The 26,381-nt window shown below is 34.5% G+C and carries 20 protein-coding genes; all 20 read left to right on the plus strand.

The window, feature by feature from the left end; translation table 11 throughout:
• Positions 1-139 precede the first annotated feature (139 nt).
• Complete coding sequence (locus tag IR010_RS05760; protein ID WP_029268566.1) at positions 140-3,220, plus strand: SusC/RagA family TonB-linked outer membrane protein; 3,081 nt, start codon at positions 140-142, stop codon at positions 3,218-3,220.
• A gap of 10 nt (positions 3,221-3,230) precedes the next feature.
• Entirely contained in the window at positions 3,231-4,847 is a 1,617-nt protein-coding gene (locus IR010_RS05765) for a SusD/RagB family nutrient-binding outer membrane lipoprotein (protein ID WP_194602365.1), read from the plus strand.
• Between the two features lie 27 nt (positions 4,848-4,874).
• Positions 4,875-5,777, plus strand: a complete 903-nt coding sequence (locus IR010_RS05770) for a hypothetical protein (protein ID WP_194602368.1) — start codon at positions 4,875-4,877, stop codon at positions 5,775-5,777.
• Positions 5,778-5,888: 111 nt separating this feature from the next.
• Positions 5,889-7,082: an exo-beta-N-acetylmuramidase NamZ domain-containing protein gene (locus IR010_RS05775; protein WP_194602371.1), complete on the plus strand. Its 1,194-nt coding sequence runs from the start codon at positions 5,889-5,891 to the stop codon at positions 7,080-7,082.
• A 141-nt stretch (positions 7,083-7,223) separates the two neighbouring features.
• The gene (gene murQ, locus IR010_RS05780; protein WP_194602374.1) at positions 7,224-8,045 is read left to right on the plus strand and encodes an N-acetylmuramic acid 6-phosphate etherase; all 822 of its coding nucleotides are present in this window, start codon (positions 7,224-7,226) and stop codon (positions 8,043-8,045) included.
• Positions 8,046-8,079: 34 nt separating this feature from the next.
• On the plus strand, positions 8,080-9,585 hold the full coding sequence (locus tag IR010_RS05785) for a sodium:solute symporter (RefSeq protein WP_194602377.1): 1,506 nt from the start codon (positions 8,080-8,082) through the stop codon (positions 9,583-9,585).
• Positions 9,586-9,647: 62 nt separating this feature from the next.
• Positions 9,648-12,647: a glycoside hydrolase family 3 N-terminal domain-containing protein gene (locus tag IR010_RS05790; protein WP_194602381.1), complete on the plus strand. Its 3,000-nt coding sequence runs from the start codon at positions 9,648-9,650 to the stop codon at positions 12,645-12,647.
• Positions 12,648-12,859: 212 nt separating this feature from the next.
• Positions 12,860-14,065, plus strand: coding sequence for an anhydro-N-acetylmuramic acid kinase (locus IR010_RS05795; RefSeq protein WP_194602386.1), 1,206 nt, complete (start codon positions 12,860-12,862; stop codon positions 14,063-14,065).
• A gap of 48 nt (positions 14,066-14,113) precedes the next feature.
• Positions 14,114-15,385 (plus strand): acyltransferase family protein, encoded by a 1,272-nt coding sequence (locus IR010_RS05800; RefSeq protein WP_194602389.1) that lies wholly within the window; start codon positions 14,114-14,116, stop codon positions 15,383-15,385.
• Between the two features lie 95 nt (positions 15,386-15,480).
• The gene (locus tag IR010_RS05805; RefSeq protein WP_194602392.1) at positions 15,481-17,052 is read left to right on the plus strand and encodes a glycoside hydrolase family 10 protein; all 1,572 of its coding nucleotides are present in this window, start codon (positions 15,481-15,483) and stop codon (positions 17,050-17,052) included.
• The gene (locus IR010_RS05810; protein WP_194567294.1) at positions 17,039-18,586 is read left to right on the plus strand and encodes an MFS transporter; all 1,548 of its coding nucleotides are present in this window, start codon (positions 17,039-17,041) and stop codon (positions 18,584-18,586) included. Before IR010_RS05805 ends, IR010_RS05810 begins: the two co-directional genes overlap by 14 nt.
• A 22-nt stretch (positions 18,587-18,608) precedes the next feature.
• Positions 18,609-18,950, plus strand: a complete 342-nt coding sequence (locus IR010_RS05815; protein WP_029268541.1) for a hypothetical protein — start codon at positions 18,609-18,611, stop codon at positions 18,948-18,950.
• Positions 18,951-18,976: 26 nt separating this feature from the next.
• A complete protein-coding gene (locus tag IR010_RS05820) occupies positions 18,977-19,426 on the plus strand; it encodes a GNAT family N-acetyltransferase (protein WP_194602395.1) in 450 nt (149 codons plus the stop codon).
• A gap of 8 nt (positions 19,427-19,434) precedes the next feature.
• Complete coding sequence (locus IR010_RS05825; protein ID WP_410505232.1) at positions 19,435-21,042, plus strand: glycoside hydrolase family 3 protein; 1,608 nt, start codon at positions 19,435-19,437, stop codon at positions 21,040-21,042.
• Positions 21,043-21,178: 136 nt separating this feature from the next.
• The gene (locus IR010_RS05830) at positions 21,179-21,817 is read left to right on the plus strand and encodes a peroxiredoxin (protein ID WP_194567300.1); all 639 of its coding nucleotides are present in this window, start codon (positions 21,179-21,181) and stop codon (positions 21,815-21,817) included.
• A 222-nt stretch (positions 21,818-22,039) separates the two neighbouring features.
• Positions 22,040-22,348: a thioredoxin family protein gene (locus IR010_RS05835; RefSeq protein ID WP_007805605.1), complete on the plus strand. Its 309-nt coding sequence runs from the start codon at positions 22,040-22,042 to the stop codon at positions 22,346-22,348.
• A gap of 109 nt (positions 22,349-22,457) precedes the next feature.
• Entirely contained in the window at positions 22,458-22,715 is a 258-nt protein-coding gene (locus tag IR010_RS05840; RefSeq protein ID WP_017495510.1) for a DUF6952 family protein, read from the plus strand.
• A gap of 301 nt (positions 22,716-23,016) precedes the next feature.
• Complete coding sequence (tpx, locus tag IR010_RS05845; RefSeq protein ID WP_194602401.1) at positions 23,017-23,514, plus strand: thiol peroxidase; 498 nt, start codon at positions 23,017-23,019, stop codon at positions 23,512-23,514.
• Positions 23,515-23,527: 13 nt separating this feature from the next.
• Positions 23,528-23,902 (plus strand): diacylglycerol kinase, encoded by a 375-nt coding sequence (locus tag IR010_RS05850; RefSeq protein ID WP_029268526.1) that lies wholly within the window; start codon positions 23,528-23,530, stop codon positions 23,900-23,902.
• An 18-nt stretch (positions 23,903-23,920) separates the two neighbouring features.
• A complete protein-coding gene (locus tag IR010_RS05855) occupies positions 23,921-26,377 on the plus strand; it encodes a DNA translocase FtsK (protein ID WP_194602404.1) in 2,457 nt (818 codons plus the stop codon).
• Positions 26,378-26,381: the final 4 nt, after the last annotated feature.

Here is a 26,381-nt window from a genome sequence, read left to right on the forward strand (position 1 = left end):
CATATTACCAATTAATTGAAAAGAAATTATGCGTTTTTATGCATTATTGAATAGAATTTGTATAAATACCACATAATGTTGCATTTTTTTTAAAAATTATTTATACATTTCAAGTCTCTAACCAAAACAATTAACCCTTATGAAAAAAAAGTATTTAATTCTTCTACTTTTCTTTTTTGGAATGCTCGCAGGTTATTCCCAAAACACCACAGTAAAAGGTAAGGTAACAGATGGCGGCGGCAACACGCTTCCAGGCGCGAACATACTCGTTCAAGGCACTAAAGATCAAACCTCAACGGGATCTGATGGAACTTTCTCTATCAAAGCGCGTCAAGGCGATATTCTTTTAGTCTCTTATATCGGGTTTAACACCAAAGAAGTTATTGTAAACGGAACCGATTTGAAAATCGTTATTTCTGAAAGTGCCCAAACCTTAAACAATGTAACTATTGTAGGTGCTATGGGAATTGTGCGCAACAAATCTTCTTTAGGATATGCTGTACAAGAAGTAAAAGGTAAAGAAATCGCAGACACACAGCGTCCGAACTTTGCAACTGCACTTCAAGGCCGTGTTGCAGGTTTGACTGTTACCAGCACTTCTGGTGCTCCGGGAGCTTCTGCTGCGATTCAGTTAAGAGGTGTAAATTCGCTTAGCGGCAGCAACTCACCTTTGTATGTTGTTGACGGATTACCAGTCAGCAACGAAACAATGAACCAAGGTTTAACGATTTCTGATGCACCTAACAGAACGCAGGATTACACCAACAGAGGTGCCGATATTAACCCAGACGATATCGAATCTGTGGTTATCTTAAAAGGCCCTGAAGCGGCTGCACTTTACGGAATGCAGGCTGGAAACGGTGCAATCGTGATTACGACTAAAAAAGGCAAAAAAGGAGTGGGCAGACTTACCTACTCTACCAATACAAGATTCGACAATTTATACCGTTTTCCAGAAACTCAAAAAGTATATCAAAGAGGTTCTGACGGCGTAAACAATCCAGATTACAGAAGACAATTTGGAACAGCTTACGAACCGGGAACTAAATTTTATAATAATGTTGAAAATTTCTTTCAAACTGGAGTTTCAACCAATCATAATTTGTCGTTTGAAGCTGGTACAGAAACCACTTCATACCGTTTGTCTATTGCGAACTTAGAGCAAGAAGGTGTTGTTCCGAATACTGGATACAGCCGTTTGACTGCTAATTTGAATGCAACTGCAAAATTATCTTCAAAATTAAGATCTGAGGCTAGTTTTAATTTTACAAAATCAGACAATCAAAAAGCAGCAAAAGGAGCTGGATCTGCTGTACAGATTCCGGGTGTAACAAATGCAGGTTATCTGCTTTCATTATTAACTTGGCCGGCAAATGATGATGCCAGTGTTTATCTTAATCCTGACGGAACAAGACGAAAAATAACAAGCGGTGCACTAGATACTGAAACCGATAATCCATATTGGGAGGTAAACAAAAATTTATCTGAAGATTTTAATAATCGTTTTATAACCAATGTTGGCTTAGTTTACGATCCGTATTCTTGGCTTAATTTGACTGGACGTGTGGGCTGGGATGTAAATTCTGCTCAAGGTTACAGAGCCATTCATCCTGAATCTGCCGCGGGAATTTCTTCTGGCGGTTATATTGAATCTTACTATTCTAATACAAGTAATTTAAACACGACTTTATTAGTTACAGCTAAAAAATCTTTCGGAAAATTCAATACCAAACTTATGGTAGGTAATTCGGTTAACGATAATGATTATAAAATATTATCTACAACAGGAAGCCGATTTTTTGACCCTAACTTCTACTCGATCAATAATACAGATGCTACAACGCAAAGATCACAAGAGAGAATTATTCAAAGCAGAATCATTGGTTTCTTTTCTGAGATGAGTTTAGATTATGACAAAATTGTTTATTTAACTTTAACTGGACGTGAAGACTGGACTTCTGTATTACCAGATCCGTTTTTCTATCCTTCTGTTTCAACGAGTTTTGTTTTTACCAACCTAAACGGATTGAAAGACAAAGAAATTCTTTCTTACGGTAAATTGAGAGCTTCTTATGCTGAAGCGGCAAATATTCCTTCGCCTTATTCTGCAGAACCAGTTTTTAATCCACAATTGACTACCGATGGAGGTTATGCGTATGGTGTTACCGGTGCAAATCCGAATTTGAAACCAGAATTCCGTAAATCATTTGAATTAGGTACAGAATTAAAATTCTTTAAAAACCGAGTTGGATTAGACGTTGCGGTTTACAGCACCAAAACAATCGATCCTATTCTTAAAAATATGCGTTTAAGCTACGGAACTGGATTCGTTGTAACTTCTGCAAACTTTGGAGATTTACAAAACCAAGGTTTAGAGGTTACTTTAAACGGAACTCCAATTCAAAAAGATAATTTCTCTTGGAATGTTAGTGCGAACTTCAGCAAAACGCGTTCGAAATTATTAAATCTTCCTTCTGTAGTTTCTGAATATTATGTTTCAGATACTTGGCTTTACGGAAATGTTCGCGGCGGGGTAACAGTTGGAAATCCGCTGACAACTTTAACTGGAAATGATTATTTAAGAAATAATGCCGGCGAACCTTTAATTGACCCCAATACAGGATTTGCTTTAAAAGATCCAAACTTTAAAATTATTGGAGACCGAAATCCAGATTTTATGTTGGGTTTACAAAATACATTTACATACAAAAACCTTGCTTTATCTTTCTTGTTAGACATTAGAAAAGGCGGTGATATTTACAACGCAACCGAATTCTATTTATATCAAAACGGATTGTCTACTAAAACATTAGACCGTGATCAAACCAGAATTGTAAAAGGTGTATTGAGAGATGGTCTAGAAAATTCGGCTACCCCGACACAAAATAATATTCCGGTAAGACCAAGTGTTCAAAACGAATATTACAGAACTGGCGCTATTGATGCTGATTTTGTCGAAAAAGACATCAATTGGCTGCGAATGAGAGATATTACTTTAAGCTATCAAATGCCTTCAGAAATCTTGAAAAAAACATTCATAAACAATCTTTCGCTTTACTTAACGATGACCGACGTTTTCATTATTACCAATTATACTGGAGCAGATCCTTCGGTTAACGGAACTAATGCTTCAACTGGAGGTGCTGGAGGAACAGGTTTTGACTTTGGAGTAGTTTCTACACCAAGAGGTTTGAACTTAGGATTGAAAATCGGACTTTAATTAATTGACCATGAAAAACATAAAAACATATATAGCAGCATTAGGTCTTGTAACCACAATGATTTCTTGCAACGATTTAGAAGATATAAACGTAAATCCAAGTTTTCCTGTTGATGTTTCTGCAACAGCTTTAATGCCGCCAATCGAACAGCAAATGGCAGTTGGGCTACAATTTGACAACAGATGTTTAGGACGTTACATTCAAAATTTTAGTATTGCTACAACTGGCGCAGTGGGCAGCGAATGGGATCGTTTTGGCTATCAGGCAAACAGTGATACTGGTGGCGAAATCTGGAAAATGGCGTATTTTGCCATTGGTTTAAATTTAACCAAACTGCAGGAAAAAGCTGCAGCAGAACAACGTCATGATATTACTGGAATCTCAAAAGTAATCAGAGCTTGGTCTTGGCAGGTTGCAACAGATTATCATTCAGAATTGATTGATTTTGACCAGGTTTTCACACAACGTCTTTCTTTTGATTATGTTTCGCAAGAAAAAGTATATGCAGAAGTTGTTCGTTTGTTAGATGAAGGCTTAATAGACTTAAATCGTACAGACGGAAATGTGTCGCAGACTTACACGGCTGCAGGCGATAAAATGTATGGAGGAGACCGTTCTAAATGGATCAAATTTGCGTACGGCGTTTTAGCAAGAAACTTAAATAATCAAATCAATAAAGCTTCTTACGATCCTAACAAAGTAATTGAATACTGCGATAAATCACTTGCTTCTAATGCAGACAATGCGTTGATCAGATACAACGGAACAGTATCTGCCGATATCAATTTTTACGGTCCGGGAAGAAACAACTTCAGCACATATCGTCAAACTGATTTCGCCGTAAGAACAATGGATGGAACTATTTTTGGAGGCGTTAAAGATCCTAGAATTTCTAGAGTTTTAGCTCCTTCTGTAGGTCTTTCTGAAACTGCTCCGGCTTCTGCTGCAAATCCAGATCCTAGTAAATATACTTTTAATGGAAATCCGCTGAATACTACAGCTTCAACAGTTGCTACAAACGTAAGCCGAATCCCAAATATTTACGGAACCTATGCCGCAGGAACTATTACAACTCCGGGAAGATATATTTTTAGAGACAAAGCGAATTTTCCTTTAATGACCTATTCTGAAATTCAATTTATTAAAGCTGAAGCTGCTTTTATAAAAGGAGACAAAGCGATGGCTTTAGATGCTTACAAAAAAGCAATTGACGCTAACATTGATTTTGTAAATGCAAATACGGTTGTAAGTACTACTTTCCCTATTACCTCAACAATTACAGCTGCTGAAAAAACAGCCTTTTTAACGGATGTAAATATCGTTCCAGCTGCTGCAAACTTGACTATCAGCCATATTATGCTTCAAAAATATGTCGCCTTATTTGGTTATGGAATGTTAGAGACTTGGACAGACTTGCGTAAATATCATTATGATAATACGAATGTGTACAAAACAATGACTTTTGCCCCAAACGGAGGTTTATTTGTTGACAACAATGGAAAGTTACCCTACAGAGTTCGCCCGAGATTTAACTCCGAATATGTTTGGAATTTTGACGCTTTAAAAGCCATTGGAGCTGATAAAGTAGATTACCATACTGTCGAAATGTGGTTTTCTAAACCGTAATTTTTTATGAATTAAAAATCTAATCAGATGAAAAATATATTTAATCATTTTAAAAAGTTAATCATTCCTGCTTTAGGACTTCTTGTGTTTACGTCCTGCGGAGATGAGAACGATCAAACTCCTTACCAGACTAAGGATGGAATTGCAAATGCTTCTAACGTAAAATTTGTTCATGCGGCAGTTGGCCCAAACGGAACTAATTTTCAAATCAATTACTTTACAGGAACAGAAAAAATATCAGCAGTCGGCGTTACAACTGGAGTTCCTATTGGTATGAGTTATGGTGCTCAATATCCAATTCCAATCAATTATGTTTTAATGAAGCCTGGAACACAGCCTTTGAAAATTGTAACTCCTACAACGCCAGCAGTTACTATTTTTGACGGAAATATAGTTACCGAAACAGGAAAATATTACACCAGTTTCTTGCTGTCAACGCCGCCGTCTGTTACGCCTCCAGTATATTCTGTTTATCAGTTAAATGATGATTTATCAGTTGCCGATTTAGACAAAACTAAGGCTTACATTCGTTTTATAAATGTCATCAGTAATTCTGTTCCTGCAGGTTATGATTTAGGATTAATAAAAGAAACGTCAATTGCAGGTGCAACACCTGTGACTACACAAGAAATTTATACTTACAGAAATGTAACCTTTAAAGGTGGCAGTGAGAAATACATTGCGATTGAACCACAAGATCCAAAAGATACAAGAGGATATCAATTGCAGGTTCGTGTGGCTGGTTCTCCAACAAATGTACCAGGAACAATTACGGGAACTACAATTGCCAATCTTGCCAATTCACCAGCTAGTGCAGCTTTTATTCCTAGAGCGGGAAGGGTTTACACCATTTATTGCAGAGGAATTATAGGCGGATTACCAACGGCGACCTTAAACGCTCCATCGGTTACTTTCATCACGAATAAATAAGCCTTAAAAAATCGAACCACTTCAATCTAAAAGTGGTTCGATTTCATTACCTAATTTCGTTTTTTGTCCTTTATTAAACGTAATTTTAATCGTAATTTAAACTTTTGTGTTATGTTTCAATCCTTTAAAAAAATCGCTTTTATTTTATTTTTGATCATTTCAAGTGCGTCGAATGCCAATTCTTCAACAGAAATCATTCAAAATAAAATCAATGGCAGTAATGAAATTAAAACAGGAGCTGATAATTTCGAAAAATATCTTCCTTTATTAAAAGACAAAAAAGTTGGCATTGTAACCAATCAAACTGGAATTTTATCCAACAAAAAACACTTGGTTGATTTTTTATTAGAGAAAAAAATAAATATCAAAACCATTTTTGCTCCTGAGCACGGTTTTAGAGGAACTGCAGATGCAGGCGAGCATGTTGTTGATGGAAAAGATGCCAAAACCGGACTTTCGATTGTTTCGCTTTATGGAGAAAATAGAAAACCAAAAAAAGAACAATTAGCTGGAATTGATGTAATAATTTTTGATCTTCAAGATGTTGGTGCTCGTTTTTACACTTATATTTCATCTTTGCATTATGTTATGGAGGCTTGTGCAGAAAACAATATACCGCTTGTCATTTTAGACCGGCCAAATCCAAACGGAAGAATTACCGATGGCCCTTTGCTCGAAAAAGAATTCACGAGTTTTGTGGGCATGCACCCAATTCCGCTTTTGCACGGCATGACAATTGGTGAATACGGGCAAATGATTAATGGAGAAAAATGGCTTAAAGATGGTGCACAATGCAAATTAACCGTAATTCCATGTTTAAATTATAAACGAGAAATGAGTTACAGCCTTCTTGTAAAACCTTCACCAAATCTTCCTAATGATCAAGCTATAAATTTATATGCAAGTTTATGTTTATTTGAAGGAACCACCGTGAGCGTTGGCCGAGGAACCGAAAAACAATTTCAAATCTACGGTTCTCCTTATTTGCCAAAAGGAAATTTTTCTTTTGTTCCGAAACCAAATTTTGGTGCAAAAGATCCTCTTTATAATGGCAAAGAATGTTTTGGAGAGGACTTAACTGCTTATCCAAAACTGAATCAGCTCGAATTGAAATGGCTCATTAAAGCGTATCAAAATACTTCTGACAAATCTAAATTCTTTACTCCGTTTTTTACAAAATTGGCTGGAACAAAAAAACTGCAACAGCAAGTAGAAGCCGGAACTTCAGAGAAAGAAATTCGAGAAAGCTGGAAAAAAGATTTAGAAAACTTTAAAAAAATAAGAAAACCCTATTTGCTTTACTAGCAAAGGTGGTCATCAAAATAAACTTCCTCAAAACTGCCTATTCTTTTTATAAAATAGAACTTAACCTATTATTAACAATCGAAATTCTGAATCAGAAAAGTTTTTGAATTTCACGCATACCGCCTACAAAAAAAAGAAAAAATGAAAAATAAAAATCCTGAAACTGAGCAAGAATCTTTATACAAAGATTTAGATCAAATGAGCGTTAAGGAACTTCTCCTTAACATCAATACAGAAGATAAAAAAGTACCGCATATTGTTGAGCTGCAAATTCCGAAGATTGAGAAATTAGTAAAATCGATAGTGAAAAAGATGCAGCTCGGAGGCAGATTATTTTATATTGGAGCAGGAACTTCTGGCCGAATCGGAATTTTAGACGCTTCTGAATGTCCGCCAACTTTTGGAGTTTCACACGATATGATTATCGGAATTATTGCTGGAGGTGACACAGCGATCAGAAAAGCGGTTGAAAATGCAGAAGATGATACCGAACAAGCTTGGAAAGATTTAGCTAAATTTGAAGTATCGAGCTTGGATTTTATTATCGGAATTGCAGCTTCAGGAAATACGCCTTATGTTTTGGGAGGATTGAAAAAAGCAAAAGAAAACAACATTAAAACAGGAAGTATTTCTTGCATCAGCAACGGACTGATTGCTCAAGTTGCAGACCATCCGATCGAACTTATTGTTGGACCGGAGTTCCTTACCGGAAGTACAAGAATGAAATCAGGAACGGCACAAAAATTAGCTCTAAACATGATTTCGACAGCTGTAATGATAAAACTAGGAAAAGTAAAAGGCAACAAAATGGTAGACATGCAGTTATCCAACGAAAAATTAGTAAAACGCGGTATCAAAATGATAATGGAAGAATTGGAAATTGAATATGATCTAGCTGCCGAATTATTGCAAAAACACAAAAGCGTGCGTGCTGTTTTATCAGAAAACAGTTTAAAAAAATAACCAAAAACAACCTGATAACTAAACCAAAAACATAATGTCTTCAAGTACTATTTTAATTTTCATCTTTGTTTATTTTGGGCTTTTACTGCTCATTTCAAACATTACAAGCAAAAAAGGTCAGGACAATGATTCTTTTTTCAAAGCAAATAAAAATTCTAAATGGTACTTAGTTGCTTTTGGTATGATTGGCACCGCGCTTTCGGGCGTAACTTTTATTTCTGTACCGGGAGAAGTTGGTTCGCCAAACGGAGAACAATTCAAATATTTTCAGTTTGTATTAGGAAACGCAATCGGATTTATCATAATTGCTAAAGTCTTGCTCCCACTCTATTATCGAATGAATCTGACTTCGATTTATAGCTATATTGAGCAGCGAATGGGCGCAAACAGCTACAAAACTGCCGCTTCAATATTCTTGATTTCACGAACAATCAGTTCCGCTTTTAGGCTTTATTTGGTTGTCATTGTTTTACAGCGCTATGTGTTTAACTATTATCATATTCCGTTTCCACTGACAGTATTTTTAGCACTTACACTCATCTTTTTATACACTTATAAAAGCGGACTGAAAACTATTATTATAACAGATACGCTGCAGACATTTTTCTTGGTGACTTCTGTTTTTATCACCATTTATTTTGTCTGCGACAGTTTAGATTTAACAATTATTGAATCGATTTCCACCATTCAAAAAAGCAATTATTCTAAAGTATTTTTCTTTGATGATTTCTTTAGCAATAAATATCATTTTGTAAAACAAATTCTTGGCGGCATGTTCGTGACAATTGCAATGGTTGGGCTGGATCAAGATTTAATGCAGAAAAACCTGAGCTGCAAAAACATCGGCGAGGCACAAAAAAACATGTTTACGTTTACCGGAATTTTTGTTTTAATCAACATCATTTTTTTAAGTTTAGGCGCATTATTATACATCTACGCTAATCAAAATCATGTTGCAATTCCGTTAGATTTGGTAACAAATAAACCTCGAACCGATTTGCTTTTTCCAGAAATTGCCTTAAATCATTTATCTATTATTCCGGCTTTTGTTTTTCTTTTGGGAATTATAGCAGCAACTTTTGCCACAACAGATTCGGCTTTAACGGCACTCACAACTTCTTTTTGCGTTGATTTTCTCGGAATGGATAAATCTGAAAATTTAACCAATACAAACAATATTAAGAAAAGACATTTTGTGCATTTTGGATTTTCAATCTTGCTTTTTTTAGTAATTATTGTGCTGAATTCTTTTAACGACAGTTCTGTTGTAGCCCTAATTTTTAGAGCCGCATCTTATACTTACGGACCACTATTAGGATTATATGCTTTCGGATTATTGCAAAAATTAAGAAGAGTAAACGACAAATTGATTCCTATAATCTGTCTTATTTCTCCAATACTAACTTATTTTTTAAGCGAAAATTCAGCTCAATTGTTAGGATATACTTTTGATAACGAATTAATTATAATAAACGGATTATTTACTTACATCGGAATTTACTTTACCAGCAAAACTTCTGACGAAAAAATATCTTTTTAAAAACATGAAAAACAGCAATACAAATTCATTTAATTGATATTCTATTGCCAAAAAATAATTCAATGAAAAATTCAATTATAAAAATAGGCCTCTTTTTAGCTGTCCTTTTTTTAATTATAAACTGTGGCGTTTCTAAAAAAAATAAAACAAAAGCTATTGTTGACAAATCAATTTCAACAGAAAAAAAAGAAACCTACATTGCCAAAAACAAATCAGAAAGAAAGTCTTTTTTAAAAGACTCTGATGCTGAAAATCGTTGGGCAGACAGCATTTATTCTAAAATGGATTTAGATGAAAAACTGGGACAGTTATTTTTTGTTTCGGCTTATTCAAACAAAGATTCCGTTCATGAAAATAAAATAAAAGCTTTGGTTGAAAATTATAAAGTTGGCGGGATCATTTTTTTTCAAGGCGGTCCGGTTCGCCAGGCAAAATTGACCAATGTTTATCAGGCAAAAGCAAAAGTTCCTATGTTTATAGGACTAGATGCCGAATGGGGCTTGAGCATGCGCTTAGATTCAACATACCGTTATCCTTGGAACATGACTTTGGGCGCGATTCAGGATTTAAATTTAATTGAAAATGTCGGTAAAAATATGGGCGCCGAATGCAAGCGAATGGGAATCCACTTTAATTTTGCGCCAGTTTTAGACATCAATACAAATCCGCTGAATCCTATAATTGGCAATCGTTCTTTTGGAGAAAACAAAGTAAATGTGGGCAATAGAGCCGTTGCTTTAATGAAAGGAATTCAAAGTCAAGGCGTTCTTTGCACAGGAAAACATTTCCCCGGACATGGCGACACTTCTTCAGATTCGCATAAAACATTGCCAATCGTTTCTTTTTCTAAAGAACGTATTGACGAAGTTGAATTATATCCGTACAAACAATTGTTTGATGAAGGTTTAGCATCTGTAATGGTGGGTCATCTTAATATTCCGAGTTTAGAACCACGCGAAAATTATCCATCTTCTGCCTCTTATGAAGTGGTAACAAATCTGCTTCAAAAACAAATGGGTTTTGACGGACTAATTTTTACAGATGGTTTAGGCATGAAAGGCGCAAGCAATTTTAAAGGCGTTGGCGATCTTGAATTAGCCGTTTTACAAGCCGGAAATGATATTTTTCTCTGTCCAGATGATGTACCAACGGCAGTAGAAAAACTAAAGAGTTTTTACGCAGATGGTCAAATTACAGAAGATCGTTTGGCACATTCGGTTAAAAAAATTCTTCATTATAAATACAAGGCTGGCTTAAACAAATACAAACCTGCTGATTTACAAAATTTACAGCAAGATATTAACGGTCCGCAAAATGATGCGCTTCATTATAAATTATATGAAAATGCCATTACCGTTTTAAAAAATGAAAAAGAAATTCTGCCAATAAAAAATCTAAATCAAAAAATTGCTTACGTAAAATTAGGCGACGATGATAACAGCGATTTTATAAATGCATTAAAAAAATATACCGAAATCACTGAAGTTGCGAATACCAACGTCGACACTTTAAACGCAGAATTAAAAAAATACGATCTCGTAATAATTGGTTTTCATAAAATCAATAAACCTTGGGAAAAGCAAGATTTTACAGAAATGGAATTATTTTCGCTTCAAAAAATTGCCGAAAATAATAAAGTAATTTTAGATGTTTTCGCTAAACCATATTCACTGCTGCCAATACCTAATTTTGATGATATTGAAGGGGTAATTGTTTCGTATCAAAATGCAGCGATTTCTCAAATTGTCTCTGCCGAAATTTTATTTGGAGCAAAAGAGGCAAAAGGAAAACTTCCGGTTTCTATTAATGAAAATTTTAAAGTTAATGAAGGTTTAACAACTCAAAAAATAGATCGCTTAGGTTTTGAAACACCAGAAAACGTGGGAATGAATTCTGCTATTCTTTCTAAAATTGATGCCATTGCACAAAAAGCAATTGATGGCAAAATGGCGCCAGGAATGCAGGTTTTAGTGGCCAGAAAAGGAAATGTCGTTTTTCAGAAATCGTACGGATATCATACGTACGATAAAGATGTAAAAGTATCGAATACTGATTTATTTGATGTCGCATCGATTTCTAAAATGATTTCGACACTTCCAAATGTCATGCAGTTGTATGATAAAAACAAAGTTGCTTTAGACACAAAACTAGGAACAATGCTGCCTCTTTTTGCAAAATCAAATAAAAAAGATATTTCGTTTAAAGAGCTATTAAATCATTATGCCGGACTTATTGCCTGGAGTCCGTTTTACAAATCTACAATTGATGCGAAAGGTTATCCGCTGGCTAAATATTACAGAAAAATTCCAGAGAAAAATTTCACCACAAAAGTAGCTGACAGCCTTTTTATTCGAAATGATTATCACGACACGATCATGAAATTTATCGCCGACTCTCCAATTTCAATTAAAAAAGAATACAAATACAGCGATTTTACTTTTATCATTTTAAAAGAATATTTAGAAAGAGCAACGCACGAAAAATTGGAAGATTTAAGCAAAGAGAATTTCTACAACTCAATCGGAATGAATTACACTACATACAATCCGCTGTCGAGATTTGATAAAAATGCAATTGCTCCAACTGAAATCGATACTTATTTTAGACATCAGGTAATTCAGGGTTATGTGCACGATATGGCTGCGGCTATGGAAGGCGGCATTGCTGGTCACGCGGGAATTTTCTCGAATGCAATGGATGTTGCTAAAATGATGCAACTATTTTTGCAAAAAGGAAGTTATGGAGGCAAACGTTATTTTTCGGCTGCTACCTTCGATACTTTTAATACTTGTTTTTATTGTGCCGAAGGCGTTGAAAGAGGTTTAGGTTTTGATAAAAGAATGGGAAAAGATGGCCCGACTTGCCAATGCACATCACCTTCTAGTTTTGGACATACCGGATTTACTGGAAACATGGCTTGGGTTGATCCCGAAACTGAAATTGTATACGTTTTTCTGTCTAATAGAACCTATCCTGAAGTTGGCGAAGAAGGAAATAAATTAGCCAAAGAAAAAATTCGGGAAGATATTCAGAAAATAATTTATGAATCTATAATAAAATAATTTTGCCCTGTTAGGTTTTATTAAACCCATAGAAACATAGATTTTATATTTTGAATAAAAAAGTGTACGAAAAGAAACTATTTTCTAACACATAGAGCTATCTACTTTATTTTTAGTGAAAGGATTTTTATAAAGCTAATAAAATCTATGTCCTTATTTGTTAGAATTAATTGCCCCCAAGTGGTTAACTTTAGCATTTTAAATGAACTTTTATGAACAAAAACATTAAGGCACTTTATAAAATTGCCCAAAAGCAAACTCGAAAAATTATTGGGCTTATGTCCGGAACTTCTCTTGACGGCCTCGATATTGCGTTATGCGAAATCTCTGGTTCAGGCGAAAACACTGACGTGAAAATTATTCAGTTTGAAACCATTGATTATTCTGAGGAAATTAAAATTGAAATTCGAAAAGTTTTTGCTCAAAAAAATATCGACTTTCAACATTTGGTGCTGATTAACGAATGGATTGGTTTGCTTCATGCCGAAATGATAAACGAAAGCCTAAAAAAATGGAAAATTTCATCGGATGAAGTCGATTTAATTGCATCGCACGGACAAACTGTTTTACATGCGCCAAAATTTCTTCACAAGCAGGAAAAGTTCCCAAACGCTACTTTACAAATTGGCGACGGAGATCATATTGCGGTAAAAACAGGCATCATAACATTATCTGATTTTAGACAAAAACATATTGCTGCAGGTGGTGAAGGTGCTCCATTAGCCGTTTATGGCGATTATTTTTTATTCGGAAAAAAAGGAGAAAATCGTATTATGCTGAATATGGGAGGAATTGCCAATTTCACTTATTTGCCAGCGACTTTAAATGCCGAAGAAACTTTTGTAACCGATTCTGGTCCCGGAAATACTTTAATCGATCTTTTTGTAAAACAATATTATCCTGAAAAAAGCTATGATAAAGATGCAGAAATAGCCAAACAAGGAACTGTAAATAAATTGCTTTTGCAGCATTTAAAAGACAATGATTTCTTCAAAAAAAGTTTTCCAAAAACAATCGGCCAAGAATTATTTGGCGCCAATTATGTAAATACTGCTCTGGAAAAAAGCAACGTTCAGAATATTCCAGCTCCAGATTTATTGGCAACCTTAACGCGATTTAGTGCCGAAACTATTGCAGAAGCCATTCAATACGCTGTAAAAAACACTTCATATAAAATTGAAGATTTCAAAATCTATATGTCTGGCGGCGGAACAAATAATCCGTTACTGGTAAGCTGGCTAAAAGAATTATTGCCATGTCAATTTTATAAAAGCGATGATCTAGGTATTTCCAGCGATGCCAAAGAAGCTGTTTTATTTGCCGTTTTAGCCAATGAAACAGTTGCTGGAGGAGATTTTAATTTTGGTTCGCAAAAAATTCCATCTGTAACTATGGGGAAAATTTCGATGCCTAATTAAACCAAAAAAAGACTAACAAACCAAAATCTAACCACAAACCAAAAAAAAATGAAAGACCGCATCATCTCAGTTGATGTTTTAAGAGGACTGACTGTCTTATTAATGACACTTGTAAACAATCCAGGAAGCTGGAGTTATGTTTACCCGATTTTAGATCACGCAAAATGGAACGGCTGTACGCTAGCCGATTTAGTTTTTCCAACTTTCATATTTATCGTTGGGATCGCAATTCCTTTGGCTATGCCAATAAAAAAAGACGATCCTGAAAACTTCCTTAAAATAATAACACGCTCTCTAAGAATCATTTGTTTAGGAATGTTTCTCGGCTACTTCTATTCCATCTATTTTTTAGGATTACAGCCCGGATTGCTTCTTTTAAGTATCCGTTTGTTTTTTACCATTTTGGTGGGTTACTGTTTAATTGGAAATTTCAAACTCAAAACAAAAACCATTTTAGCAGTTTTAATTTTTATCACTCTTTTAGGATTAGCTTACAGCGGTCACGAAAACTTTGCTAAAGTTCGATTATTTGGCGTCTTACAGCGTATAGGAATTGTCTATTTTTTTGTCTCGCTTATTTATTTAAAAACAAATATCAAGACACAAATTATTTTAAGCGCCTCAATTTTATTGGGTTATTGGGCATTGATGACTTTAATTCCTGTTCCCGGCATTGGCTATGCAAATCTTGAACCGGTTACTAATTTGGCATCTTGGCTGGACAGTGTTTTGCTTGAAAATCATATGTATATCGAAACTAAAACCTGGGATCCCGAAGGTATTTTAAGTACTTTGCCTGTTATTGCAAATGGCGTGATTGGTTTATTAATTGGGCAATTGCTTATCAAGCCTTTGCCAAAATTACAAATTACCAAAACAATGGCAATTACAAGTATTGGTTTGATCGCTTTAGGACTGCTATGGTCTTTGGCTTTTCCTATAAACAAATCGATCTGGACCAGCTCGTACGTTTTATTCACATCCGGAATTGCTCTTTTAATCCTTTCTATAATTTATTATATTATTGATGTTCTCAGCTATAAAAAATGGACGCCTTTTTTATTGTCTTGGGGCGTTAATCCAATGATTGTGTTCTTTGTTTCCGGAATTTTACCGCGTGCGCTTACCATGATTAAAATTCAAGATCCTGAAAATATTGGAGATACAATCAACGTTAGAGATTATGCTTATCATTTCTGGATTAGTCCACTTTTTGAAAACCAAATGGTATCATCTTTGTTGTACTCAATACTATATATAATTTTATGGAGTTGTGTATTATGGTATTTTTATAAAAAAGGACTAATTTTTAAAGTATAAGACAGCCTCAAAATATAAGAACACTATTATAAAATTATAATTTCTTATACTCATCTAAAAAAACTATTTTTGGTTTTTGTTTAAAAAAGATTACAATGCATAAAAATCAGCAACTATTATTCTCTATCATACTTTTATTGTTCCTTGGATGGAGCGTTAACGCACAGGAAAAAGCACTTTATCCTAAAAACGAATTTAGAGGTGTTTGGATTGCAACCGTCGTAAACATTGACTGGCCAAAAACAGCAACAGATGGTGTTGAGAAAGAAAAAGCTGATTATCTTGAAATTTTAGATACTTATAAAAAACTAAATTATAACGCTGTAATTGTACAGGTAAGAAGTGTTGGCGATGCTTTTTATCCTTCTGAACTGGCACCTTGGTCTCGCTTTTTAACTGGGAAAGAAGGTCAGGCTCCAACTCCTTATTATGATGCACTTGCATGGATGATTGAACAGGCGCATGCGAGAGGTTTCGAATTTCACGCTTGGCTTAATCCGTATCGTGCGACTTTCGATTTGAATAAAAATCTGTTAAGTCCAAATCATGATATTTTCAAACACCCAGAATGGATGATTGAATATGGCGGAAAATATTACTACGACCCTGCTTTGCCTGAAGTTCAGGAACATTTAACTAAAGTAGTAAAAGAAGTTGTTGATAAATACGATATCGATGCGATTCATTTTGATGATTATTTCTATCCGTACGCAGTTCCAGGAAAAGTATTTAACGATACAGCATCTTATAAAAAATATGGTTCTGGTTTAAGCATTGGCGACTGGCGCCGTGCCAATGTGAGCAACTTTGTGCACACGATTTCTACTACCATCAAAGCAAGCAAACCTTGGGTTCAATTCGGAATTAGTCCATTTGGCGTTTGGAGAAATAAATCACAAGATCCGAAAGGTTCTGAAACACAGTCAACTTCAAACTACGACGATTTATATGCCGATCCTGTTTTATGGATGGACCAAAAATGGATTGACTACATTATGCCGCAATTGTACTGGAGTATGAATAATCCGAGAGCTTCTTATTCTAAATTGGTAAAATGGTGGGCAGAAAATTCTAATAATACTGCAGTTTATATTGGTCACGCTTCTTATAAAATTAGAGGCGACAGCGATAAAAGCTGGAACTTTGCAAGCGAAATTCCAACACAGATTGATTTTGCCAGAAGTTTCAAAAAAGTAGGCGGGAGTGCTTATTTCAGTGCCAAGTGGTTCATGACTAAAAACTTTGACATTGTAAGACTAATACAAGAAAATCAATACAAATATCCTGCACTTACGACTGCAGTTCCAAATTTAAAACACGTTATTATAGATACGCCGGTTGTAAATGAATATGCAAAAGACAGCATTCATTATACTTTTACCATTAAATCTCCGTACAATACAAAAGTCCGTTATATGGTAATTTACGGAGCAGATCATATTTCAAAGATTGATATTAACGATGCTAGGCAAATTGTTCAGAAAGTGTTAGTACGTGATAACGCTGAAACAATTGCATTTTCTATCCCTGCAGAAAAAATGAATCAGTATAAAGCTTGCGCTGTGACATTTATTGATTATTTTGCAAACGAAAGTACACCAACTATTATCGACTTAAAAAAGACATTTAAAATCTATTCCCCTGCTCAGCCTAATGAAAACAGATAATAAACCTTGGTATTGGATTCCGCTTCTAAATTTTGCTTCTGGCCTGCCTTACGCCGTAATTATTTCGGTTTCGGTAATCATGTACAAAAAACTTGGAATCTCTAACAAAGACATTGGTCTTTATACCAGTTTATTGTATCTGCCTTGGGTAATCAAACCACTTTGGAGTCCTTTTATCGAATTAATCGGAACAAAAAGAAAATGGTTTTTATCGATGCAATTGCTTATTTCAATTGCCTTTTTATTAGTCGGATTTACAATTCCAACAAGTGGTTTTTTCATGATGACCTTGGCCATTTTTTGGGTTGCCGCCTTTGCTTCAGCTTCAAATGATATTGCCAGCGATGGCTTTTATTTATTGGTTTTGCCTGAAGACAAACAATCATTTTTTATTGGAATAAGAAGTACTTTTTATAGGCTCGCAATGTTGGCCGGAAACGGATTAATTGTTTTATTAGCTGGATATCTGGAACACAAATATGGAGACAATACTAAAGCTTGGTCTTACACCATGATTGCTGTTGGTTTCTTAATGACTTTTATAACCGTATACAATTTTTTCTCCACACCAAAAACTGAAATAAACGCAGGCGAAAAACCTATAGATACAAATAAACAAAGCTTTGCAAGTATTTTTGCAAGTTTCTTCAAGAAAAAACAAATTCTTATAGTCCTTGCTTTTATCTTATTATTCAGATTAGGAGAATCGCAATTAATTAAAATGCTGACTCCTTTTTTAGTAGATCCAATTAAATATGAATTAGTTGAAACAGGATTGGGATTAGACGAAGGTCAGATAAAGGCATTAGAATTATACAATTCAAAGGTTAAAAACGGTGAAAGGTTATCGGATTTAGAACTACAATCGCTTTATTCTAAACTGCCTATTTTAGTGCAGATGAGAGATGAGACGAAACCGTTGGAAGAAGTAAAAAATAAAGATAAGGAAGAATATAAAAATGCAAATAAAGCCAGAATTGACTTTGTAAATTTATTGATTACTAATAAAGGAAATCAAAAAACAATCAAAAAAGGCGGTATGGGACTTGAAACCGAAGATATTGGTTTGATTTATGGAACTTTTGGATTAATTGCTTTAACCTTAGGTGGCATTTTAGGCGGAATTGCAATTTCAAAACAAGGTCTGACAAAATGGATGCTTCCCATGATTTTAACCATGCATTTGCCGATAATTGGTTTTATCATGTTAGCACATTTTCATCCGGCTTCTATTTATTATATTTATGCTGTTGTAATAATTGAACAATTTGGTTACGGTTTTGGTTTTGCTGCTTTTATGATGTATTTGATTTATGTGGCTGAAGGAGAATCTAAAACTGCACATTATGCACTTGCAACCGGTTTTATGGCAATGGGAATGATGTTGCCGGGAATGGTAAGTGGTTACATTCAGGAATATTTAGGTTACGGAAATTTCTTTATTTGGGTATTTCTGGCTACAATTCCTGGTATTATTTTATCACGTTTTTTAATTTTCCCGAAAGATTTTGGGAAAAAATCAGAAGAAGTTTAACCCCAAATCAAACATCTTACCTATGGAAATCAATGAAAATTTGCAGGCCGAACGCAACTTGAAAGGAGTTGAATTCGAAAAAACCGGAAATCTTGAAAAAGCAATTGAATTATATGAGGAAAATGTCGCGGAAAGCTTTAAAGGAAATCATCCTTACGATCGACTGGCTACAATCTACAAAAATCAACTCGATCTCGACAATGAAATTCGGGTTTTAGAAAAAGCAATAATTGTTTACGAAGAAATTACAATCGAAGACCGAATTGAAGGTTTGCCAAAACTTTTTCGTTTTAAAAACCGATTAGAAAAAGCACTTCAAACTAAAACTCAGCTTGCTAAACAAAAGAAAAGCAAACTCAAATAACAGCATAAATCTTAGCGCATTTAATCATGAGCAGCATAAAAAGAACAAACTCTGACGATAATGATTTCAAAAATCTGGTTGTTTTATTAGACCAAGATTTAGCAATTAGAGACGGAGATGATCACGCATTTTATAATCAGTACAATAAAACAGACAAAATAAAACACGTTATTGTTTTTTACGAAAATGACGTTGCAGTGGGCTGTGGCGCTTTTAGAGAAAAAGAACCGCAAACAGTCGAAATCAAGCGTATGTTTGTGCATCCAGATTATCGAAAAAAAGGAATTGCTTCAAAAGTTTTAGATGCTTTAGAAATTTGGGCAGGTGAATTAAATTATCCTTACACGGTTTTAGAAACAGGAAAAAAACAGCCAGAAGCCATTAACTTGTACCAAAAACTAGGTTATTCTATTATACCCAATTACCCTCCTTACGAAGAGATGGAAAACAGTGTTTGCATGAAAAAGATTTTATAATAATGAAAATGACGACTCAAGATTTAAAACAAAAGGTGGGACAATTTTTTTTCCCAGCTGTTTTTATAAATGACACCGAAGAAAACATTCAAGAAACGGAGCGTTTAATAAAAGAATATAACATTGGCGGATTGACTTTTTTTCACAGTCGTGCCAGTGCTGCAACGAACTACGAAAGCAAGAAAAAAGTTGTTTTTAATGATGATAGTTATCAAAAAATCAAAGATTTGATTATTCGTTATCAACAAGCCGCTTCTACTCCACTCTTAATAAGTATTGATGCCGAATGGGGTTTGGCAATGCGAATTGAAAAAACACCGCAATATCCGTATGCGATTACGCTTGGTGCTTTACCAGAAAATAAATCATACTTGGTTTATGAAGTTGGAAAACAAATTGGCTTAGACTTAAAAGCTGCCGGAATTCATTACAATTTATCGCCTTTGGCAGACATTAATAACAATCCGAATAATCCCGTTATTGGTTATCGCTCTTTTGGTGAAAACAAAGAAAAAGTAGCCAATTTTGCTGTTGAATATTTAAAGGGAATGTCTGAAGTTGGTATTTTAGGCTGTCTCAAACACTTTCCAGGACACGGAAATACGAATGTCGATTCGCATTTAGGATTGCCTGTTTTAAATGAAACGCTAGAAGAATTATTAGAAAACGAATTATATCCATTCATCAAAGGAATTGAAAATAATGTCGACTCGATTATGATCGGACATTTGGCTGTTCCTAGTTTAAACGACGGAAAAGATACATCTGCAACTTTATCAAAAGCGGTTATTCAAACACTTCTGCGCGAGAAATTAGGCTATGATGGTTTAGTGATTTCTGATGCCTTAAACATGCACAGCGTTTCTAAATTATACGAAACCAAAGGAGATTTAGAATGGGAAGCTTTCAATGCTGGAAATGATGTTTTATGCTTTGCTGAAAATGTTCCAGAAGGAATTGAAGCAATTCTTAAAAAAGCTTCTCTGGAACGCATTGAAGAAAGTTTCAATCGAATTATGAAAGCCAAAGAAAAAGTTGGAATTCTTTCTCAAAATAATTTTACTTCAGGAACATTAAATTTTGAAAAAGCATCAGAATTAAACTTTAAAATTGCTCAAAATTCAATTACAAAAATTATAGACAATTCGAATACAGAATTGGCTTTTGAAGCTCAAAAAAATAATCAATTAGCAAAGTTGAGTTTATATAAAAGTACTGAAAATACTTTTTTTGCAACTTTAAATTCAAAATTGCCCTCTCCTGAATTTGCTTTTGAAAATTTAGAAATTTCAGATAGTAAATCAATTGAAAAAGAGCTTGAAAATTTTGAAACCATAATTATTTCATTATTTGTTCCAAAGGCAAAACCATTGAATAATTTTGAAGTTAATGATGAAGTTTTTGCTTTGGTTTCAAATTTATTGCAAAATAAAAAATGTGTCCTCTATGTTTTCGGAAATCCGTATGTTTTACCTTTGATTCCGAATCTGAAAAAGGCTTCTGGACTTATACAAGTTTATCAGGACTTTGAAGAGTTTCAAAAAAATGCGGGAATTCAATTCTTAGAAAATAAAACTTGTAACGGATTATTACCAGTAAATATTGACCTTCAATAACTTACAAAACTCACAATCTAAGTCATAACTAAATACTATCACTAAATAAATATTAATAATCACATCTTATTGTGAGTAGCCCTACTTATGCCCTACTTTTGCAGCAGAAATAAATTTTTAACGTAAAACGAAAAATATGTCTTTAGTAGGAAAAAAATTCCCAAGTATTGCAGTAGATGCCATCTCAGAAATGGGTGATAACTTAAAAATCAACATTTTTGACGAAGCAGTAAACAACAACAAAAAAGTATTATTGTTTTGGTACCCAAAAGATTTCACTTTTGTATGTCCAACTGAATTACACGCCTTTCAATCTGCATTACCAGAATTTGAAAAAAGAAATACTATCGTAATCGGAGCTTCATGTGACACAAACGAAGTACACTTTGCTTGGCTAAACACTCCAAAAAACAATGGTGGAATCGAAGGTGTAACGTACCCAATCTTAGCAGATACAAACCGTAACTTAGCTAACATTTTAGGTATTCTTGATATCGAATCTACAGAATACAGCGAAGAAACTGATTCAGTTATTATCGAAGGTTCAAATGTAACTTACAGAGCTACTTACCTAATTGACGAAACCGGAAAAATCTTCCACGAAAGTGTTAACGATATGCCATTAGGACGTAACGTAAACGAATACCTTCGTATGGTTGATGCTTACACACACATTCAAGAAAAAGGAGAAGTTTGTCCTGCAAACTGGGAAGCTGGTAAAGAAGCTATGTCTGCAGACAGAGTTAGTACTGCTGAATACTTAAGCGCTAATTAAGCTGCTAAGATACTAAGATTCTAAGATGCTAAGTTTTTTAACTAAACTTTTGAATCTTAAATACAATTCTACAATAAAAGTCAAGAGATTCTAAGATTAAACTTAGATCTTAGAATCTCAACAACTTAAAAAACATCAAATAAATCCACACAAAGTTATTCGGTTCTAGAGCAAACTTAGCATCTTAGAACCTTAGCAACTTAGTGTCTTAAAATAAAAACTATGTTAATCGACTTAAACGAAGATACGTTAGCAGATTTAGTTGCTAAAAATGAAAAAGTAGTAGTACAATATTCAGCTTCATGGTGTGGAAATTGCCGTATTATGAAACCAAAATTCAAAAAATTAGCAACAGAAAATGAAGCTATCACTTTTGTTTTGGTTGATGCTGAAAATTCTCCTGAATCAAGAAAATTAGCCAATGTAAGCAACTTGCCAACATTTGCAACTTTCGTAAACGGACAATTAGTTGGCGAAACTCAAACCAACAAACAAGAAGTTTTAATCGATTTGGTAAACGCAATTGCTTAATTTAGATCAATTAGACTTGCTTAGATTTTTAGACATCTTAGATGATGTAAAAAATTAAAGAAAGTCTAAGAAGTCTAAGAATGTCTAAAAATCTAAGAAGTCTACAATTATGAAATTACCTGTAATAAAGCAATTGACCCAATTTATCGAAGAAAACGATCAGGATTATATCATTGAAACGATTGAAGTTCTAGAAGCGATGACTGAAATTCCGTCACTAAAAGATGAAGAATTAGATGTAATTGGCGAATTAATTTCGAATATGTATGGTGCACTTGAAGTTCATAAAATGGTAGTTCAAGGCACAGATAAAAAAGAAGCTTTGAATGCGTTTATGAAACGCGTTTTAGGTTCTATCGATAAATAACCTACCTATTTCCTGAGAAATAAAAAACATGACTAAAGAAGCGTTTCTGAATAAGAGGCGCTTTTTTTATGTCTGATTATCTGGGCGAGCCACCATTAGAAAAAGGGGCTAATATACCTTGCCTACATTTGCCCCTTTCCCTAATGCTGTCGGGCTGTCCGCGCTACTTCGGTAGCCTGCTCCCATCCCTCTCGCGGGCAAAACAAATTCCTGTCTTAAACTATACTTAAACCCGCAACAAATACTTTTAGATTCAAATATTAATCCTTACTTTTGAGCCTCATTAAATTAAACAAAAATCATGGCTTCAATAACATTAGGAGGAAATCCAGTTCATACATCAGGCGAATTACCAGCAGTTGGATCTCAACTTGCTGATTTCAAATTAGTACAAAACGATTTATCAGTTGCTTCATTAAGCAATTTCGCTGGTAAAAAACTAGTTTTAAACATTTTTCCAAGTGTTGATACAGGAACTTGCGCAACATCTGTTAGAAAATTCAACGAAAGTGCAAGCGGATTAGAAAATACTACCGTTTTATGTATTTCTAGAGATTTGCCTTTTGCTCAAAAACGTTTTTGTGGAGCTGAAGGGCTAGAAAATGTTGTTAATTTATCTGACTTTAAAGAAGGAAGTTTTGGTAAAGCAAACGGACTAGAAATTGTTGACGGACCTTTAGCCGGCCTACATTCAAGAGCAATTATTGTAGTTGATGCTGACGGAAAAATCACTCATACAGAACAAGTTGCAGAAATTGCAAACGAACCAAATTACGAAGCAGCTTTAGCAGCACTATAATATTTTCCTATAAATGGAGTTTCAAAAAGATAATACTTTTGTTACGGGCCGGTTAAAAAGCATGACGTATGCTTTTAACGGCGCTGTAAAACTTATTAAAACAGAACACAGCATTATGGTTCAATTCTCATTGGGGATTTTCATGACTATTGCTGGGTTCTATTTTCATATTTCACAAACCGAATGGCTATGTCAAACCTTAGCCATTGGTTTAGTTTTAAGTGTAGAAGGGCTAAATACTGCAGTAGAAAAAATTGCAGATTTTATTCATCCTGACTACAGCAAACGAATCGGATTTATTAAAGATATTGCAGCTGGGGCGGTATTTTTTGCCGCATTGACAGCTATAGCAATAGGCTTGATTATTTATATACCAAAATTTATTTAGGCAATAGTAAACGCAAGAATGGCAAAAACAACCAAAAAAGAAACTGTAGATAAAAAAAAAGAGCCAAAAACTGAGACTTTAAGATCTTGGAAAATAACTAAACAACAAAAATTTGTTTTAGGTTGCCTTTTGGTACTCTTTTCTATTGCATTATTAGTTGCATTTATTTCTTTTTATGTCAACGGTCAATGGCAGACAGATCAAAGTGCGGTAAGCCAGCTTGGCGATCGCACGGAAGAAGTACAAAATTGGCTTGGAAAATTTGGAGCTTATCTTGCCGATCTTATTGTTTATAGAGGTTTCGGTCTTGCTTCTTTTATATTAGTCCGTTTATTTTTCTTGACCGGACTATTTCTGGCTTTAGAAATGTCAACCAAAAGACTTAAAAGCATTTGGTTTTGGGACTTATTTGCCATTATTATCGTTTCTGTATTGTTTGGCTTTTTTGCTACTTCAGCTCCAGAATTAGGTGGCACAATTGGGTATGAACTTAATTTATTCCTTCAGGATTACATTGGAAAAACAGGTACACTACTAACCTTGCTTTTCGGAATAATTATTTATGTAATTTTTAAAATTAAATTATCTCCTGAAAAAATTCAATCTTATTTTCATTCGACTAAAGATCAATTTAAATCAGAATTGAATGCTATAAAAACACCTCAACAGCCTGAAAGTGCTTATAATTTAGAAGAATTTGCTATTGAGGAAGAAGATCCAGAATTAGACAATATCCATCTGAAAACAGAAGACACTCAATTCGAAATCAATAAGGAAGCTTTAAAACCAACGATTTCAAATCCGTCAGAAATTGATTTGAATCCGGTTTTAAAACCAGTGCAAATGAATATTAATCCAGCAACACCAGTAACCGTTCCAGTTCATACTGAAGAATTTGTTATTGAAAAAGCAGAAGAAGAAGATATCATTGAAGAGAATCTTGCTTCTCGCCTCGTTGCAGATTTTGGATTGTTTGATCCAACTTTGGATTTATCGAATTACAAATTCCCTACAATTGATTTATTAAAAGAATATTCGACTGGCGGAATTACAATTAATCAAGAAGAATTAGAAGAAAATAAAAACAAAATTGTAGATACACTTCGTAACTACAAAATTGAAATTGCTCAAATTAAAGCTACAGTTGGTCCTTCTGTAACACTATATGAAATTGTACCGGAAGCCGGAATCAGAATTTCTAAAATTAAAAGCTTAGAAGATGATATTGCTTTGTCATTATCAGCGTTAGGAATTCGTATTATTGCTCCAATTCCAGGAAAAGGAACAATTGGTATCGAGGTTCCGAATAAGAATCCTACTATGGTTTCTATGAAAAGCGTTATTGGTTCAGCAAAATTTCAGGAAGCTGAAATGGAACTCCCAATTGCTTTAGGAAAAACAATTTCGAATGAAACTTTTGTTGTCGATTTAGCTAAAATGCCTCACTTACTGATGGCGGGTGCGACTGGACAAGGAAAATCTGTCGGATTAAATGCTGTTTTGACTTCTCTTTTATATAAAAAACATCCTGCAGAAGTAAAATTTGTTTTGGTCGATCCTAAAAAAGTAGAGTTAACATTATTTAATAAAATTGAAAGACATTATTTAGCTAAACTTCCTGATACTGAAGATGCAATTATTACAGATAATGCTAAAGTTGTAAATACTTTAAATTCACTTTGTGTTGAAATGGATAATCGTTACTCTTTACTAAAAGATGCGATGGTTCGTAACATTAAGGAATATAATGATAAGTTTAAAGCTCGAAAATTAAATCCTGAAGCTGGACATAGATTCTTGCCTTACATTATATTGGTTGTCGATGAGTTTGCGGATTTGATTATGACAGCGGGTAAAGAAGTCGAAATTCCGATTGCTCGTTTGGCTCAGCTGGCCCGTGCTATTGGTATTCACTTAATTATTGCCACACAAAGACCATCTGTGAACGTTATTACAGGTTTGATTAAAGCGAATTTCCCTGCGAGAATTGCTTTTAGAGTAACCTCTAAAATTGACTCAAGAACAATTCTTGACACACAAGGAGCCGATCAGTTGATTGGGCGAGGAGATTTATTATATACGAATGGAAATGATGTTGTTCGTGTACAATGTGCTTTTATTGACACTCCAGAGGTCGAAAAAATTACGGATTTTATTGGTTCGCAAAAAGCGTATGCCACAGCTTATTTGCTTCCAGAGTTTGTTGGAGAAGAAACTGGCATCAATCTTGATATGGATATTTCCGAAAGAGATACCTTATTTAGAGAAGCTGCTGAGATTATTGTAAATGCACAGCAGGGTTCTGCTTCATTACTGCAAAGAAAATTAAAATTGGGTTACAACAGAGCCGGTCGTTTGATTGATCAGCTGGAAGCAGCAGGAATTGTTGGCCCCTTTGAAGGCAGTAAAGCGAGAAGTGTGAATATTTCAGATCTGAGTGCTCTTGATCAATTTTTTAATAATGAACAAAATTAACCCC

Origin of the sequence: Flavobacterium sp. MR2016-29, assembly GCF_015350695.1 — a bacterium.
Lineage (GTDB): Bacteria > Bacteroidota > Bacteroidia > Flavobacteriales > Flavobacteriaceae > Flavobacterium.